Raw genomic sequence first — 14,567 nt, 5'->3', positions numbered from 1 at the left:
GCAATCATGGATAAGACTCAATCTCGCCTGCGCCGCGCTCGCCAGACGCGTATCAAGATCGCTGAGCTGCAGGTCGCGCGTCTCGCCGTGCATCGCACGAACACGCACATCTACGCTCAAGTGTTCTCGCCCTGCGGCACCAAGGTGCTCGCCAGCGCGTCGACGCTCGAAGCAGAAGTGCGCGCTGAACTGGCCGACAAGTCGGGCAAGGGCGGCAACGTTAATGCCGCGACGCTGATCGGCAAGCGTATTGCCGAGAAGGCAAAGGCTGCCGGCATCGAATCCGTCGCCTTCGACCGCTCGGGCTTCCGCTACCACGGCCGCGTCAAGGCGCTGGCTGAGGCAGCTCGCGAAGCTGGGCTCAAGTTCTAAGGAAGGAATTCGTCATGGCAAAGATGCAAGCGAAAGTTCAGGCTGACGAGCGCGACGACGGCCTTCGCGAAAAGATGATTTCGGTCAATCGCGTGACCAAGGTCGTGAAGGGTGGCCGTATTCTCGGCTTCGCCGCACTGACCGTGGTTGGCGACGGTGATGGCCGCATCGGTATGGGCAAGGGCAAGGCGAAGGAAGTGCCGGTCGCTGTCCAGAAGGCAATGGAACAAGCTCGCCGCAACATGTTCAAGGTGCCGCTCAAGAACGGCACGCTGCAGCACGAAGTGCACGGCAAGCATGGCGCATCCGCTGTCCTCCTCGCTCCGGCGAAGGCAGGTACGGGCGTGATCGCCGGCGGCCCGATGCGCGCAGTGTTCGACGTGATGGGCGTTCAGAACGTCGTGGCGAAGAGCCACGGTTCGACGAACCCGTACAACCTCGTTCGCGCCACGCTGGACGGTCTGCGCAAGCAGTCGACCCCGGCAGACATCGCGGCGAAGCGCGGCAAGTCCGTCGAAGATATTTTGGGCTAAGCCCGGGTGGTCACCATGTCTGAAAAAACTGTCAAGGTTCAGCTCGTCAAGAGCCTGATCGGGACCCGCGAATCGCACCGTGCGACCGTGCGTGGCCTGGGCCTGCGCCGACTCAACTCGGTTAGCGAGCTGCAGGATACGCCGGCGGTCCGCGGCATGATCAACAAGGTCTCGTACCTCGTTAAGGTCATCGCGTAAGCGGCCCTACGGATCAAGGAGTTGATATGGAATTGAATAACCTGAAGCCGGCCGCTGGTGCAAAGCACGCCAAGCGTCGTGTCGGCCGCGGCATCGGTTCGGGCCTCGGCAAGACGGCTGGCCGTGGTCACAAGGGTCAGAAATCGCGTTCGGGCGGCTTCCACAAAGTCGGTTTCGAAGGCGGTCAGATGCCGCTGCAACGTCGTCTGCCGAAGCGCGGCTTCACGTCGCTGACGAAGGAATTCGTCGGTGAAGTGCGCCTGGGCGACCTCGAGAAGCTGCCGGTCGATGAAATCGATCTGCTCGCACTGAAGCAAGCCGGCCTGGTCGGCGAGCTGACGAAGAGCGCAAAGATCATCGCGACGGGCGAACTGAAGCGCAAGATCGTCGTGAAGGGTCTCGGCGCCACCAAGGGTGCGCGCGCTGCGATCGAAGCGGCTGGCGGTTCGTTCGCCGAGTGACACGCGTAGCGCGTCGTTACTTGCATTCATCGGAGAAGGTACTTGGCTAACAGCCCGAGTCTTGCAAAACCCGGTCGAAGCACGGCGAAATTCGGCGATCTGCGTCGGCGAGCGATGTTCCTGCTCCTGGCGCTGATCGTCTATCGCATCGGCGCGCACATCCCCGTGCCGGGCATCGATCCGGATCAACTGGCGAAGCTGTTCCAGAGCCAGGCGGGCGGCATCCTGGGCATGTTCAACATGTTCTCGGGTGGCGCGCTTTCCCGCTTCACGATCTTTGCGCTGGGGATCATGCCGTACATCTCGGCGTCGATCATCATGCAGTTGCTGGCGATCGTCTCGCCGCAACTCGAGGCGCTGAAGAAGGAAGGGCAGGCAGGGCAACGGAAGATCACGCAGTACACGCGGTATTTCACCGTGGTGCTCGCGACCTTCCAGGCGTTCGGTATCGCGGCTGCGCTGGAAAACCAGCCGGGCCTCGTGATCGACCCCGGCATGCTGTTCCGGCTGACGACGGTCGTGACGCTGGTTACCGGCACGATGTTCCTGATGTGGCTGGGTGAGCAGATCACCGAGCGTGGTCTGGGCAACGGCATCTCGATCATCATCTTCGGCGGGATCGCAGCAGGGTTCCCGAATGCCGTCGGTGGGCTGTTCGAGCTGGTGCGTACGGGTTCGATGAGCATCATTTCGGCGATCATCATCGTCGTTCTGATCGCCGCGGTGACTTACCTGGTCGTGTTCATCGAACGCGGTCAGCGCAAGATCCTCGTGAACTACGCGAAGCGCCAGGTCGGCAACAAGATCTACGGTGGCCAGTCGTCGCACTTGCCGCTGAAGCTGAACATGTCGGGCGTGATTCCGCCGATCTTCGCATCGTCGATCATCCTGTTCCCGGCCACGATTCTCGGCTGGTTCAGCACGGGTCAGCCGTCGGGAAGCTGGATCTCCAACACGTTGCATAACGTCGCGGAGGCGCTGAAGCCGGGCCAGCCGGTCTATGTGCTGCTGTACACGCTGGCGATCGTGTTTTTCTGCTTCTTCTACACCGCACTGGTGTTCAACAGCAGGGAAACCGCGGACAACCTGAAGAAGAGCGGCGCGTTTGTTCCGGGCATTCGTCCGGGCGACCAGACCGCACGATATATCGACCGCATCCTCACGCGTCTGACGCTGGCCGGTGCGATCTACATCGTCTTCGTGTGTCTGCTGCCGGAATTCCTGGTGCTGCGCTGGAACGTGCCGTTTTATTTTGGTGGAACGTCGCTGCTGATCATTGTCGTCGTCACGATGGACTTCATGGCGCAGGTGCAGTCGTACGTTATGTCGCAACAGTATGAGTCGCTGCTCAAGAAGGCAAACTTCAAGGGCGGCAACATCCCAATGCGTTAATCAAGGACTATGGCCAAAGACGATGTAATCCAGATGCAGGGTGAGGTGATCGAAAACCTCCCGAATGCGACCTTCCGCGTGAAGCTGGAAAACGGCCATGTCGTGTTGGGGCATATCTCCGGGAAGATGCGGATGCACTACATCCGCATCCTGCCGGGCGACAAGGTGACGGTTGAATTGACGCCTTACGATCTGTCTCGTGCGCGGATCGTGTTCCGGGCGAAGTGATTTGAAAAAAGGGTATTATCATGAAAGTGATGGCATCGGTTAAGCGCATTTGCCGCAATTGCAAGATCATCAAGCGCAAAGGCGTCGTTCGCGTGATCTGCAGCTCGGATCCGCGCCACAAGCAGCGCCAAGGCTGACCGCGCGTTTGTTTGCGCTTTTTGTTTGAGGAAAAACAATGGCTCGTATCGCAGGGGTTAACATCCCGAATCACCAGCATACCGAGATCGGCCTGACGGCAATCTTCGGTATCGGCCGCACGCGCTCGCGCAGCATCTGCACGGCAGCTGGCGTGGAATTCTCGAAGAAGGTCAAGGACCTGACCGACGCAGACCTCGAAAAGCTGCGTGAAGAAGTGGGCAAGTTCATCGTCGAAGGCGATCTGCGCCGTGAAGTGACGATGAACATCAAGCGCCTGATGGACCTCGGTTGCTACCGTGGCGTTCGTCATCGCAAGGGCCTGCCGATGCGCGGTCAGCGTACGCGTACGAACGCACGTACCCGCAAGGGTCCGCGTCGTGCAGCGCAAGCGCTGAAGAAGTAAGCGGAACTGACAGTTACAGGAAAACGTAATGGCTAAGGCTTCGAACACCGCGGCGCAACGCGTTCGCAAGAAGGTTAAGAAGAACGTCGCTGAAGGCGTGGTTCACGTTCACGCGTCGTTCAACAACACGATCATCACGATCACCGATCGCCAGGGCAATGCACTGGCATGGGCGACGTCGGGCGGCCAGGGCTTCAAGGGCTCGCGCAAGTCGACGCCGTTCGCTGCTCAGGTTGCTGCTGAGTCGGCCGGTCGCGTGGCGATGGAATATGGCGTGAAGAATCTGGAAGTGCGGATCAAGGGCCCGGGCCCGGGTCGTGAGTCGGCAGTGCGTGCACTGCATGGCCTCGGCATCAAGATCACCGCGATTTCGGACGTCACCCCGATTCCGCACAACGGCTGCCGTCCGCCGAAGCGCCGTCGTATCTAAGAATGCTGCTGGCACGTTCGTGCTGGCGCATTTGCCTGTCGCCGCGTAGCGTCGACGGGCGTTGCTTTTTTGATTGACTAAGCCCACCGTTCGCCCCAAAGGGCGCGAACTAGCGCGGATTCCGGTCCGCGTGACTGATTGATAAAGGAATGCAAAGTGGCACGTTATATCGGCCCTAAGGCCAAGCTGTCCCGCCGTGAAGGCACCGACCTGTTCCTGAAGAGCGCGCGCCGCTCGCTCGCCGACAAGTGCAAGCTCGACAGCAAGCCGGGTCAGCACGGCCGTACCTCGGGCGCACGTACGTCCGACTATGGTACGCAGCTGCGCGAAAAGCAGAAGGTCAAGCGTATTTACGGCGTCCTGGAGCGTCAGTTCCGCCGCTACTTCGCTGAAGCCGACCGCCGCAAGGGCAACACGGGTGAAAACCTGCTGCAACTGCTCGAGTCGCGTCTCGACAACGTCGTGTATCGCATGGGCTTCGGCTCGACCCGCGCTGAAGCGCGTCAGCTGGTGAGCCACAAGTCGATCACGGTGAACGGCGTCGTCGCGAACGTGCCGTCGCAGCAAGTGAAGGCGGGTGACGTCGTCGCGATCCGCGAAAAGGCGAAGAAGCAGGCGCGTATCGTCGAAGCGCTGTCGCTGGCCGAGCAAGGCGGCATGCCGAGCTGGGTTGCAGTCGATGCGAAGAAGTTCGAAGGCACGTTCAAGCAAATGCCGGAACGCGCTGAAATCGCAGGCGACATCAACGAAAGCCTGATCGTCGAATTGTATTCGCGTTAATCCGATTGACGGCCGAGGTACCCCGATTGCGTTATGCAAGGAGGGGCCTCGGCTGTTTATTTTCTGGTTGTTACCGGTCAGCCTTATCGGTGTAACGAGCCGAGGGTATTGAAAAGGAAAGCCCATGCAAACCAGTTTGCTGAAACCCAAGATCATCGCCGTGGAATCGCTGGGCGAGAACCACGCGAGGGTGGTCATGGAACCGTTCGAACGCGGTTACGGCCACACCTTGGGCAATGCGCTTCGCCGCGTGCTGCTGTCGTCGATGGTTGGCTACGCGCCGACCGAAGTCACGATCGCTGGCGTGGTGCACGAGTATTCGACGCTTGACGGCGTGCAAGAGGACGTCGTCAACCTGCTGCTGAACCTGAAGGGTGTGGTGTTCAAGCTGCACAACCGTGACGAAGTGACGGTGACCCTGCGCAAGGAAGGCGAAGGCGTCGTCACGGCCGGCGATATCGAGCTGGCGCACGATTGCGAAGTCATCAACCCGAATCACGTGATCGCACACCTGTCGAAGGGCGGCAAGCTCGACGTTCAGATCAAGATCGAAAAGGGTCGCGGCTATGTGCCCGGCAACGTCCGTCGCTACGGCGAAGACACGGCCAAGATCATCGGCCGCATCGTCCTCGACGCATCGTTCTCGCCGGTTCGCCGCGTGAGCTACGCCGTTGAAAGCGCACGTGTCGAGCAGCGTACCGACCTCGACAAGCTCGTGATGAACATCGAGACGAGCGGCGTGATCACCCCGGAAGAGGCGATCCGTCAATCGGCCCGCATCCTGGTCGACCAGCTGTCCGTGTTCGCGGCACTGGAAGGCACGGAAACGGCTGCCGAAGCACCGTCGCGCGCACCGCAGATCGATCCGATCCTGCTGCGTCCGGTGGACGATCTCGAGCTGACGGTTCGTTCGGCGAACTGCCTGAAGGCCGAGAACATCTACTACATCGGCGACCTGATCCAGCGCACGGAAAACGAGCTGCTGAAGACGCCGAACCTCGGTCGCAAGTCGCTCAACGAGATCAAGGAAGTGCTCGCTTCGCGCGGTCTCACGCTGGGCATGAAGCTCGAAAACTGGCCGCCGGCTGGTCTCGACAAGTAAGCCCGGTTGTAGCCTGGCTGTAGCAGTAGTTGGCAAAGATGCGGATTTTCCTTTAAAATCCGCATCTTGCTTTTTTCTCTACCGGCCCGTGCACCCCAGAGGTGCGATAGAAGAGCTGGATCAAAACTTTGAATCAAGGAAACTGAAATGCGCCATCGTCATGGTCTGCGGAAACTGAACCGCACGAGCAGCCACCGTCTGGCTATGCTCCGTAACATGTCCAACTCGCTGATCGAGCACGAAGTCATCAAGACGACGCTGCCGAAGGCGAAGGAACTCCGTAAAGTCGTCGAGCCGCTGATCACGCTCGGCAAGAAGCCGTCGCTGGCAAACCGTCGTCTGGCGTTCAACCGCCTGCGCGATCGTGACTCGGTGGCGAAGCTGTTCGACGTGCTCGGTCCGCGTTTCGCGAACCGTCCGGGCGGCTACCTGCGCGTGCTGAAGTTCGGCTTCCGCGTCGGTGACAACGCACCGATGGCACTGGTCGAGCTGCTCGATCGTCCGGAAGTCGACGAAACGGAAAACGTGCAAGAAGCCGAGTAAGCTTCCGGTACGCAGCAGGATCCGAAAGGGCCGAGCAATTGCTTGGCCCTTTTTGTTTTTGGCGGCGCCTCGGCTGCGATCGATTGTCGCAGGCCGGTGCCGGCAGTGTCGCGCGGGCTGCGCTACGATATGCAGTTATCGGCGCGGGCCCGCGATGGGCGATTCGTGGCGGTGGAAGCCGGTAAAGGCCAGTCAGGAGGGCGCGTATGGTGGTGGTATTGATGCTGACGACGGTGCCGGATGCGGCGACGGCCGCGGCGCTCGCTGACGGCGCGCTCGACGCGCGGCTTGCCGCATGCGTGTCGGAGCTCGGTGCGATCAAGTCGCGCTATCACTGGCAGGGCAAGGTCGAGACGGCCGACGAGATCCAGTTGCTGTTCAAGACGAGCCCCGGCCGCTCGCTCGAACTGGAGCGATTTATTCTCGCGCATCATCCGTACGAGACGCCGGAAATCGTCTCGTGGCAGGCGACGGCTACGGCCGCGTACGGCCAGTGGGTGACCAGCGAAACTCAACGTCTATTTCATGTTTAACGGTATGGCGCTTTCCGTGCGCGTGCGCGCGCTGCGGTTTCTCGCAGTCCTGATGTCGTTCATGTTCGTGCTGGGCGGCCTGTCGGTCGCGCGCGCGGCCGACGATTTTCTCGATCCGTCCGTCGCGTTCAAGTTCAGCGCGAGCGAATCGCCGGGGCAGGTGGACGTCCGTTTCAAGGTTGCCAGCGGCTATTACCTGTACCGCGAGCGGTTCGCGTTCGCGGTGAAGGGCGGGCAGGCGACGCTCGGCGATCCGCAATTCCCGGCCGGCCATGTGAAGTTCGACCAGACGTTCCAGAAGGAAGTCGAGACCTATCGCGACGAGGTCGTGATTCATGTTCCGGTCAAGCAGGCGGCGGGGCCGTTCGAGCTCGCGGTGACGTCGCAAGGATGCGCCGACGAAGGAATCTGCTATCCGCCTGCGGAGCACGTCGTGAAGGTCGACGGCGCAGCGCTGGGCGCGGCCGCGCCGGTCGATCGCACGGCGGCTTCGGGCAGCTGGTTCGACAAGGTCACGAGCGCGGATTTCGCGCAGTCGCTGCTCGAGGGGCACGGTTTCTTCACCATCGTCGCGCTGTATTTCGTCGCCGGCGTCGTGCTGAGTCTCCTGCCCTGCTCGTATCCGATGATTCCGATCGTGTCCGCGATCATCATCGGCCAGGGCACGCGCGCGACGCATGCACGCGGCTTCGCGCTGTCGCTGACGTACGTGGTCGGCATGGCGCTCGTCTATACGGTGCTGGGTATCGCGGCGGCGCTGGTCGGCCAGAGCCTGGGCGCGTGGCTGCAGAACCCGTGGGTGCTCGGCGCATTCGGCGTGCTGCTCACCGCATTCGCCGTATCGCTGATTTCCGGCAAGGACATCGCGCTGCCCGAGCGCTGGCAGAACGGCGCGGCCGAAGCCTCGAGCGCGCGCCGGGGCGGCCACTTCGCCGCGGTCGCCGCGATGGGGGCGTTGTCGGCGCTGGTCGTCGGCGCATGCATGACTGCGCCGCTGTTTGCGGTGCTCGCGTTCATCGCGCACACCGGCAATGCGCTGCTCGGCGGCGCCGCGTTGTTCGCCATGGGGCTGGGGCTCGGCGTGCCGCTGCTCGTCGTCGGCATCGGTGCCGGCACGGTGCTGCCGCGCGCGGGCGCATGGATGGACGGCGTGAAGGTGTTCTTCGGCATCGTGCTGCTTGCCGCCGCGCTGTGGATCGTGTGGCCGGTGCTCGCGGGCGCGCTGAAGATGGTGCTCGCCGCATTGTGGCTGCTCGTCGCGGCCGCGGCGCTCGGCCTGTTCACGCCGCATGCCGGTGCCGCATCGATCTGGCGCCGTCTCGGCCGCGGCCTCGGTGCCGCGCTTGCGATCTGGGCTGCAACGCTGCTCGTCGGTCTTGCCGCGGGCTCCAACGACCCCGTGAAGCCACTGGCCGTGCTTGCGGCGCGCACGGTTGCGTCGGGCGATGCGTCGGCGGCCGGTGCGGCGGCCGGAGGGCAGGGGCCCGCGTTCGCGTCGGTGCGCTCCAGTCGCGAGCTCGACGCGCTGCTGAAGACGTCGGGCCAGCCCGTGATGCTCGACTTCTATGCCGACTGGTGCGTGAGCTGCAAGGAGATGGAGCATCTGACGTTCACCGATTCGCGCGTGCAGGCGCGGCTCGCGCAGCTTCACCTGGTGCGTGCCGACGTCACCGCGAACAATCCGGACGACCAGGCGCTGCTCAAGCGCTTCAACCTGTTCGGGCCGCCAGGCATCATCTTCTTCGATCGCAACGGCAACGAGATCGGCCGTGTGGTCGGTTATCAGGCGGCCGAAACGTTCCTGCGCAGCCTCGATCGCGCGGCGGTACCGACGGTGTAACGCGCGCTCGTCGGCGCACGGGCGGCCCGCTGCGCCGGCTGGACGGTGCAAAAAAACGGCGGGACACCGCAGTGTCCCGCCATTTTTCCTTGTGCCGGCCGGCGCGCGGCTCAGCGCTGCGCTTTCAGCAGACGCGCGGCGTCGAGCGCGAAGTACGTGAGCACGCCGTCGGCGCCTGCGCGCTTGAATGCGAGCAGCGATTCGAGCACGACCTTGTCGTGATCGAGCCAGCCGTTCATCGCGGCGGCCTTCAGCATCGCGTATTCGCCGCTCACCTGGTACACGTAGGTCGGGAAGCGGAACTCGTCCTTCACGCGGCGCACGATGTCGAGATACGGCATGCCGGGCTTGACCATCACCATGTCGGCGCCTTCGTCGATGTCGAGGCGCACTTCGCGCAGCGCTTCGTCGCTGTTCGCCGGATCCATCTGGTAGGTCATCTTGTTGCCCTTGCCCAGATTGGACGCCGAGCCGACCGCATCGCGGAACGGGCCGTAGAACGCCGACGCGAACTTGGCCGAATAGGCCATGATGCGCGTATGGATGTGACCGTCGCTTTCCAGCATTTCACGGACCGCGCCGATGCGGCCGTCCATCATGTCCGACGGCGCGACGATGTCGACGCCGGCTTCGGCCTGCGCACGCGCCTGGTCGACCAGGATCTCGATCGTGTCGTCGTTGATCACGTAGCCGTTCTCGTCGAGCACGCCGTCCTGGCCGTGGCTCGTGTACGGGTCGAGCGCGACGTCGGTCAGCACGCCGAGTTCGGGGAAGCGCTTCTTCAGCTCGCGAACCGCGCGCGGGATCAGGCCTTCCGGATTGGCCGCTTCGCGGCCGTCAGGTGTCTTCAGCGACGGCTCGATGGCCGGGAACAGCGACAGCACGGGCACGCCGAGTTCGACGCACTGCTCGGCGACATGCATCAGCAGATCGACCGACACGCGCTCGACGCCGGGCATCGACGGGACGCTCTGGCGTTCGTTGGTGCCGTCGACGACGAACACCGGGTAGATCAGGTCGTCGGTGGTCAAGCGGTTTTCGCGCATCAGGCGCCGGGAGAAGTCGTCGCGGCGCATCCGGCGCGGACGGTGAAGCGGATGGAAGCTCATGGCGATTGGGCAGAAATCAGGGTAGTAAGAACCTTACGGAACCCTTAGGTCATTTTCGAGAGCGTTGGTATATGATAGCGATCGAGCGGCACGCGTCGCGTGCAGCTCCCCGCTTCTCCTCCCTGAGCGGGTGCCTGTCGTTATTCGATTAGGCTGTTTGACCCGCCGTTCAACGGCGGGTTTTTTTATGAGCCGGCCGAATCCGCAGGTGCCGTCAGGTGCGCACGGCCGGTCCCGGCCGCGCGTTGCCCGCTCATTGTGCTACAGGCTCGCTTTTTTCGTCGGCGACGGACGGCCGCACCCAGCTCTCGATCAGTTCATGGGCCTCGTCGAGCCCCGTGCGCTTCAGCGCCGAGAACAGCTGGACCGTCAGCTTGCCCTTCACGCCCTGGTCACGGTACGCGTCGAGTCCCTTCTGCGTGTTGCGCAGCGCGTTGATGCTTTCCTGCCGCGTCAATTTGTCGCACTTCGTCAGCAGCGTGTGGATCGGCTTGCCGGTCGGCGCGAACCACTCGATCATCCGGCGATCGAGGTCGGTCAACGGGCGGCGCGAATCCATCATCAGGATCAGGCCGCACAGCTGCGAACGCGTCGCGAGATAGGACGACAGCAGCATTTCCCAGTGGGCCTTCGCGGCCCCCGGCACTTCCGCGTAGCCGTAGCCGGGCAGGTCGACGAGGTTCGCGACGGGCTCGGCGGCCGGGCCGACGGAGAAGTAGTTGATGTGCTGGGTGCGGCCGGGCGTCTTTGACGCGAAGGCGAGCCGCTTCTGGTTGCACAGCACGTTGATCGCCGTCGATTTGCCGGCATTCGAGCGGCCCGCGAACGCGATTTCCGGTTGTACCGTCGGCGGCAGGTCGCGCAGATGGTTGACGGTCGTGTAGAAGCGGGCTTGGTGGAGCAAAAAGGCCATGGGGAAACCGGTGGGACGGGGCGGCGCGAGCCGCTTGGTGGAGGCGGGGTAGCCCCGATAGGCGCGGGAGCTTTCAGCGCGATATTGTACAATACGGCGGTTTTGCCGAAGGGCTGCGGGCGCCTGCCTCGCGCTTTTATGCAGCTTCTGCGGTAGACTGGTCGACGTCGTTTTTTGCAGAACCTCAAATTCCCACAAGACGAAACAGGGTGTGCGAATGAATCGACTGTGCAAGTCTCTGATGGTGCTTCAGGTTGCAGCAGGGTTCGTAGGTTTCGTAGCGGAGGCAAATGCGGCGGATGCGGCAAAGCCGGATCTGGACCGCGGCAAGGCGATTGCCGGGCAAGTTTGCGCGTCGTGTCACGGCGCGGACGGCAACAGCGCGTCGGGCAGTTTCCCGAAGCTGGCCGGCCAGCATCCCGACTATCTGGTCAAGCAGTTGAACGACTTCAAGGCCCAGCCGGGCGCGAAGGGGCCGGCGCGGACCAATCCGGTGATGGTCGGGTTCGCGAGCGCGTTGAGCGCGGACGACATGCGCAACGTCGCTGCGTATTACGGATCGCAGACGACGAAGCTCGGCACCGCACGCGACGCGGCGACCGTGCCGATCGGCCAGAAGATCTATCGCGGCGGCATCGCGGAAAAGGGTGTACCCGCCTGCGCGAGCTGCCACGGGCCGACGGGGCAGGGCATTCCGGTCCAGTACCCGCGTCTGTCGGGGCAATGGGCCGATTACACGGTTGCCCAGTTGACCGCGTTCCAGCAGGGTGTCGGCGCGCGCAACAACAACGAGGCGATGCATCAGATCGCAGCGCGTCTGTCGGACAACGAGATCAAGGCCGTCGCGGATTACATCGCGGGCCTGCGTTGACCGGACGGTCGCGAATGGAATGACCGGGCGCCCGAAGGGCGGCCGGCGTCAGAACAAGAAAAAGGGTGGGGCGCCGCGAGATTGCGGTTGCCTCGCCCTTTTTTGTCGGCACTCGCCGGGTCGTCCCAAGCGTGCTGACCGCCCCCTCGGGGGGCAGCGAACATAGTGAACGTAGGGGCTGTTTCCCCTTAGTCGGAGTTTGAATGAGCGTTACCACGTCGGGGTTGCAGTCGAAGTCGGGTCAAAGTGCGTCCAGGCGCGCGATCGAGCTGCTGAGCTCGATGCGCTTCGCGATCGCGCTGCTGGTAGTGCTGTCGATCGCGAGCATCGTCGGCACGGTCCTGACGCAGGACGACCCGTATCCGAACTACGTGAACCAGTTCGGGCCGTTCTGGGCGGACATCTTCCGCTCGCTGGGCCTGTACAACGTGTACAGCGCCTGGTGGTTCATGCTGATCCTGATCTTCCTCGTCGTGTCGATCTCGCTGTGCGTGATCCGCAATGCGCCAAAGATGCTGGCCGATGCGAAGAGCTGGAAGGACAAGGTCCGCGAAGGCAGCCTGCGCGCGTTCCACCACAAGGCCGAATACTCGGCGTCCGGCACGCGCGCGACCGTCGCGGCCACGCTCGCCACGTTCGTCACCAAGGCCGGCTACAAGCACGTCGTGCGTGAAACCGACGGCGCGACGCTGATCTCCGCGAAGCGCGGCGCGCTGACGAAGTGGGGCTACATCTCCGCGCACCTTGCGATCGTCGTGATCTGTATCGGCGGCCTGCTGGACAGCAACCTGCCGATCAAATTCCAGATGTGGATGTTCGGCAAGAGCCCGGTCAACACGAGCGCGACGATCAGCGAAATCTCGCCCGACCACCGGCTGTCCGTGTCGAACCCGACGTTCCGCGGCTACGCGTGGGTGCCGGAAGGCCAGTTCGTGTCGACCGCGATCCTGAACCAGCCGAGCGGCTCGCTGATCCAGGACCTGCCGTTCTCGATCCAGCTCAACAAGTTCATCGTCGACTACTACACGACCGGGATGCCGAAGCTGTTCGCGAGCGACATCGTCGTGATCGATCGCGAGACGGGCCAGAAGATCCCGGCGCGCGTCGAGGTCAACAAGCCGTTCACGTACAAGGGCGTGTCGATCTACCAGTCGAGCTTCCAGGACGGCGGCTCGCAGATGGAGATGACGGCCTACCCGATGACGGGCGGCAACGCGAAGACATTCGCAGTGAAGGGCACGATCGGCAGCACGGCGCCGCTGCAGATGCCGGGCAGCGACGGCGACACGATCGAGTTCTCCGACTTCCGCGCGATCAACGTCGAGAACATGGCCGACGCGAACGGCAAGCCGGACGTGCGCGGCGTCGCGAAGACGGCGTCGCTGAAGGAAGCGTTCGACGAGCGGCTCGGTTCGGGCGCGAAGACGTCGAAGCCGGTGCAGCTCCACAACATCGGCCCGTCGGTGCAGTACAAGATTCGCGGCAAGGACGGCCAGGCGCGCGAATTCAACAACTACATGCTGCCCGTCGACATGGGCGGCACGCGCGTGTTCCTCGCCGGCGTGCGTGCGAGCCCGAACGATCCGTTCCGCTACATGCGGATTCCGGCCGACGGCCAGGATTCGATCGGTGAATGGATGCGCCTGCGCGCCGCGCTCGAGGATCCGGCCGTGCGTGCCGACGCCGCCGCGCGCTTCGCGCAGCGTTCGCTGCCGACGACCGAAGCGTCGCTGCGCGGCCGCCTGCAGGACAGCGCGTTCAAGGTGCTGACCCTTTTTGCGGCGAGCGATGACAGCATCGGTCGCGGCGCCGACGGCCAGCCGGTCGGCGGCTTCCAGGCGGTGGCGACTTTCATCGATCGTTCGGTGCCGAAGGCCGAGCAGGAGAAGGCGGCGAGCCTGCTGCTGCGTATGCTCGAGGGTTCGATGTGGGAGGTCTGGCAGATCGCGCGCGAGCGCGCCGGCGAGCCGGCCGCCCAGCAGGGCGCCGACACGATCCGCTTCGTGCAGAACGCGATCAATGCGCTATCGGACAGCTTCTTGTATGGATCGCCGGTCTATTTGCAGCTTGACTCCTTCAAGCAGGTGCAAGCTTCGGTATTTCAGTTGACGCGCGCACCCGGCAAGAATCTGGTGTATCTTGGCAGCCTGCTGCTGGTCGCCGGCATCTTCTCGATGTTCTACGTGCGCGAGCGGCGCCTCTGGTTCTGGCTCAAGGATGCCGGTTCGGGCGTCGATGTGGTGATGGCGATGTCCACGGCCCGCAAGACCTTCGATTTCGAGAAAGAATTCGTGCAGACGCGCGACGCGGCCGGCGCCGCCTTGCGCGCCGCACCGCGCGATGCCGCGCCCGCCGGTGCGGCAGCGACTGCCCGTCCGCCTAGCGGCGGCGATTCCGAGAATTCCACCCGGTAACATCATGGATCTCACGCAAGTTTCCTCTTCCCGTTCGGGGCCGGTCCAGGCCCCGAATCCGGCGCCGTTGTTCGACGACCGTCCGTTCCTCGCGCGCCTGTCGGTCATCGACTGGCTGTTCGCCCTGGCACTCGTGGTCGGCGCGGGCTATGCGTTCGTGCATTACAACGAACACATGAATTACTACGACAAGGCGGTGATGATCGGCACCGTGCCGGCGCTCGTCGTGCTCGGCTGGCGCTGGAAGCCCGCGCGGCTGATGATGGCGTCGATCGCCGCGCTCTCGCTGCTGTCGATCCAGATCTAC

Annotated in this window: 18 protein-coding genes and 1 pseudogene; 17 read left to right on the top strand and 2 right to left on the bottom strand. The window is 63.3% G+C overall.

Annotated elements, in window-relative coordinates:
* The first annotated feature begins 6 nt into the window (after positions 1 to 6).
* The 14 genes from rplR to dsbD all read left to right on the top strand — a co-directional run bounded on the left by rplR (position 7) and on the right by dsbD (position 8,953).
* Positions 7 to 372 carry a 50S ribosomal protein L18 gene (gene rplR / locus NQV17_RS34245; protein WP_006477183.1) on the top strand — a complete coding sequence of 122 codons (366 nt, stop codon included), beginning with the start codon at positions 7 to 9 and terminating at the stop codon, positions 370 to 372.
* Between the two features lie 14 nt (positions 373 to 386).
* Positions 387 to 905: a 30S ribosomal protein S5 gene (rpsE, locus tag NQV17_RS34240; protein ID WP_006752931.1), complete on the top strand. Its 519-nt coding sequence runs from the start codon at positions 387 to 389 to the stop codon at positions 903 to 905.
* A 15-nt stretch (positions 906 to 920) separates the two neighbouring features.
* A complete protein-coding gene (gene rpmD / locus NQV17_RS34235; RefSeq protein WP_006400644.1) occupies positions 921 to 1,103 on the top strand; it encodes a 50S ribosomal protein L30 in 183 nt (60 codons plus the stop codon).
* A 26-nt stretch (positions 1,104 to 1,129) separates the two neighbouring features.
* Complete coding sequence (gene rplO, locus NQV17_RS34230; protein ID WP_006482880.1) at positions 1,130 to 1,564, top strand: 50S ribosomal protein L15; 435 nt, start codon at positions 1,130 to 1,132, stop codon at positions 1,562 to 1,564.
* 42 nt (positions 1,565 to 1,606) lie between these two features.
* The gene (secY, locus tag NQV17_RS34225; protein WP_006400642.1) at positions 1,607 to 2,956 is read left to right on the top strand and encodes a preprotein translocase subunit SecY; all 1,350 of its coding nucleotides are present in this window, start codon (positions 1,607 to 1,609) and stop codon (positions 2,954 to 2,956) included.
* A gap of 9 nt (positions 2,957 to 2,965) precedes the next feature.
* A complete protein-coding gene (infA, locus tag NQV17_RS34220; RefSeq protein ID WP_004521905.1) occupies positions 2,966 to 3,184 on the top strand; it encodes a translation initiation factor IF-1 in 219 nt (72 codons plus the stop codon).
* A 20-nt stretch (positions 3,185 to 3,204) separates the two neighbouring features.
* Positions 3,205 to 3,321, top strand: coding sequence for a 50S ribosomal protein L36 (gene rpmJ, locus NQV17_RS34215; protein ID WP_004199844.1), 117 nt, complete (start codon positions 3,205 to 3,207; stop codon positions 3,319 to 3,321).
* Between the two features lie 38 nt (positions 3,322 to 3,359).
* A complete protein-coding gene (gene rpsM, locus NQV17_RS34210; protein ID WP_039323572.1) occupies positions 3,360 to 3,725 on the top strand; it encodes a 30S ribosomal protein S13 in 366 nt (121 codons plus the stop codon).
* Between the two features lie 28 nt (positions 3,726 to 3,753).
* Positions 3,754 to 4,155, top strand: coding sequence for a 30S ribosomal protein S11 (gene rpsK / locus NQV17_RS34205; RefSeq protein ID WP_004197937.1), 402 nt, complete (start codon positions 3,754 to 3,756; stop codon positions 4,153 to 4,155).
* Positions 4,156 to 4,311: 156 nt separating this feature from the next.
* On the top strand, positions 4,312 to 4,935 hold the full coding sequence (rpsD, locus tag NQV17_RS34200; protein WP_006477177.1) for a 30S ribosomal protein S4: 624 nt from the start codon (positions 4,312 to 4,314) through the stop codon (positions 4,933 to 4,935).
* 124 nt (positions 4,936 to 5,059) lie between these two features.
* Positions 5,060 to 6,037 (top strand): DNA-directed RNA polymerase subunit alpha, encoded by a 978-nt coding sequence (locus NQV17_RS34195; RefSeq protein ID WP_006477176.1) that lies wholly within the window; start codon positions 5,060 to 5,062, stop codon positions 6,035 to 6,037.
* Between the two features lie 147 nt (positions 6,038 to 6,184).
* The gene (rplQ, locus tag NQV17_RS34190) at positions 6,185 to 6,580 is read left to right on the top strand and encodes a 50S ribosomal protein L17 (protein WP_006477175.1); all 396 of its coding nucleotides are present in this window, start codon (positions 6,185 to 6,187) and stop codon (positions 6,578 to 6,580) included.
* A gap of 206 nt (positions 6,581 to 6,786) precedes the next feature.
* Entirely contained in the window at positions 6,787 to 7,113 is a 327-nt protein-coding gene (cutA, locus tag NQV17_RS34185; protein WP_257775651.1) for a divalent-cation tolerance protein CutA, read from the top strand.
* Entirely contained in the window at positions 7,106 to 8,953 is a 1,848-nt protein-coding gene (gene dsbD / locus NQV17_RS34180; RefSeq protein WP_257775650.1) for a protein-disulfide reductase DsbD, read from the top strand. Before cutA ends, dsbD begins: the two co-directional genes overlap by 8 nt.
* A 110-nt stretch (positions 8,954 to 9,063) precedes the next feature.
* On the opposite strand, the gene hemB is transcribed toward dsbD, so the two are convergent.
* Positions 9,064 to 10,062, bottom strand: a complete 999-nt coding sequence (gene hemB, locus NQV17_RS34175) for a porphobilinogen synthase (RefSeq protein WP_121860787.1) — start codon at positions 10,060 to 10,062, stop codon at positions 9,064 to 9,066.
* Positions 10,063 to 10,315: 253 nt separating this feature from the next.
* Positions 10,316 to 10,975 (bottom strand): ribosome biogenesis GTP-binding protein YihA/YsxC, encoded by a 660-nt coding sequence (yihA, locus tag NQV17_RS34170; protein ID WP_044848923.1) that lies wholly within the window; start codon positions 10,973 to 10,975, stop codon positions 10,316 to 10,318.
* Positions 10,976 to 11,192: 217 nt separating this feature from the next.
* Between yihA and NQV17_RS34165 the strand changes: the two genes are divergently transcribed.
* The 3 genes and pseudogenes from NQV17_RS34165 to NQV17_RS34155 all read left to right on the top strand — a co-directional run.
* A complete protein-coding gene (locus NQV17_RS34165) occupies positions 11,193 to 11,846 on the top strand; it encodes a cytochrome c (RefSeq protein ID WP_044848922.1) in 654 nt (217 codons plus the stop codon).
* Between the two features lie 203 nt (positions 11,847 to 12,049).
* On the top strand, positions 12,050 to 14,260 hold the full coding sequence (locus tag NQV17_RS34160; protein WP_257775649.1) for a cytochrome c biogenesis protein ResB: 2,211 nt from the start codon (positions 12,050 to 12,052) through the stop codon (positions 14,258 to 14,260).
* Positions 14,261 to 14,264: 4 nt separating this feature from the next.
* Positions 14,265 to 14,567, top strand: a pseudogene (locus NQV17_RS34155) (c-type cytochrome biogenesis protein CcsB); the annotation flags it as partial.

Source organism: Burkholderia sp. SCN-KJ (genome assembly GCF_024656005.1).
Taxonomy (GTDB): domain Bacteria; phylum Pseudomonadota; class Gammaproteobacteria; order Burkholderiales; family Burkholderiaceae; genus Burkholderia.
The sequence above is the reverse complement of the archived record's forward strand: the minus strand, read 5'-3'. Positions and strand labels throughout refer to the sequence as shown.

Coding starts and splice junctions, on each gene's coding strand:
- NQV17_RS34160 (WP_257775649.1), top strand. CDS start 12,050: ATGAGCGTTACCACGTCGGGGTTGCAGTCGAAGTCGGGTCAAAGTGCG.
- rpsE (WP_006752931.1), top strand. CDS start 387: ATGGCAAAGATGCAAGCGAAAGTTCAGGCTGACGAGCGCGACGACGGC.
- rpmD (WP_006400644.1), top strand. CDS start 921: ATGTCTGAAAAAACTGTCAAGGTTCAGCTCGTCAAGAGCCTGATCGGG.
- NQV17_RS34195 (WP_006477176.1), top strand. CDS start 5,060: ATGCAAACCAGTTTGCTGAAACCCAAGATCATCGCCGTGGAATCGCTG.
- rplO (WP_006482880.1), top strand. CDS start 1,130: ATGGAATTGAATAACCTGAAGCCGGCCGCTGGTGCAAAGCACGCCAAG.
- yihA (WP_044848923.1), bottom strand. CDS start 10,975: ATGGCCTTTTTGCTCCACCAAGCCCGCTTCTACACGACCGTCAACCAT.
- cutA (WP_257775651.1), top strand. CDS start 6,787: ATGGTGGTGGTATTGATGCTGACGACGGTGCCGGATGCGGCGACGGCC.
- NQV17_RS34165 (WP_044848922.1), top strand. CDS start 11,193: ATGAATCGACTGTGCAAGTCTCTGATGGTGCTTCAGGTTGCAGCAGGG.
- rplQ (WP_006477175.1), top strand. CDS start 6,185: ATGCGCCATCGTCATGGTCTGCGGAAACTGAACCGCACGAGCAGCCAC.
- dsbD (WP_257775650.1), top strand. CDS start 7,106: ATGTTTAACGGTATGGCGCTTTCCGTGCGCGTGCGCGCGCTGCGGTTT.
- rpmJ (WP_004199844.1), top strand. CDS start 3,205: ATGAAAGTGATGGCATCGGTTAAGCGCATTTGCCGCAATTGCAAGATC.
- infA (WP_004521905.1), top strand. CDS start 2,966: ATGGCCAAAGACGATGTAATCCAGATGCAGGGTGAGGTGATCGAAAAC.
- hemB (WP_121860787.1), bottom strand. CDS start 10,062: ATGAGCTTCCATCCGCTTCACCGTCCGCGCCGGATGCGCCGCGACGAC.
- rpsK (WP_004197937.1), top strand. CDS start 3,754: ATGGCTAAGGCTTCGAACACCGCGGCGCAACGCGTTCGCAAGAAGGTT.
- rpsM (WP_039323572.1), top strand. CDS start 3,360: ATGGCTCGTATCGCAGGGGTTAACATCCCGAATCACCAGCATACCGAG.
- rplR (WP_006477183.1), top strand. CDS start 7: ATGGATAAGACTCAATCTCGCCTGCGCCGCGCTCGCCAGACGCGTATC.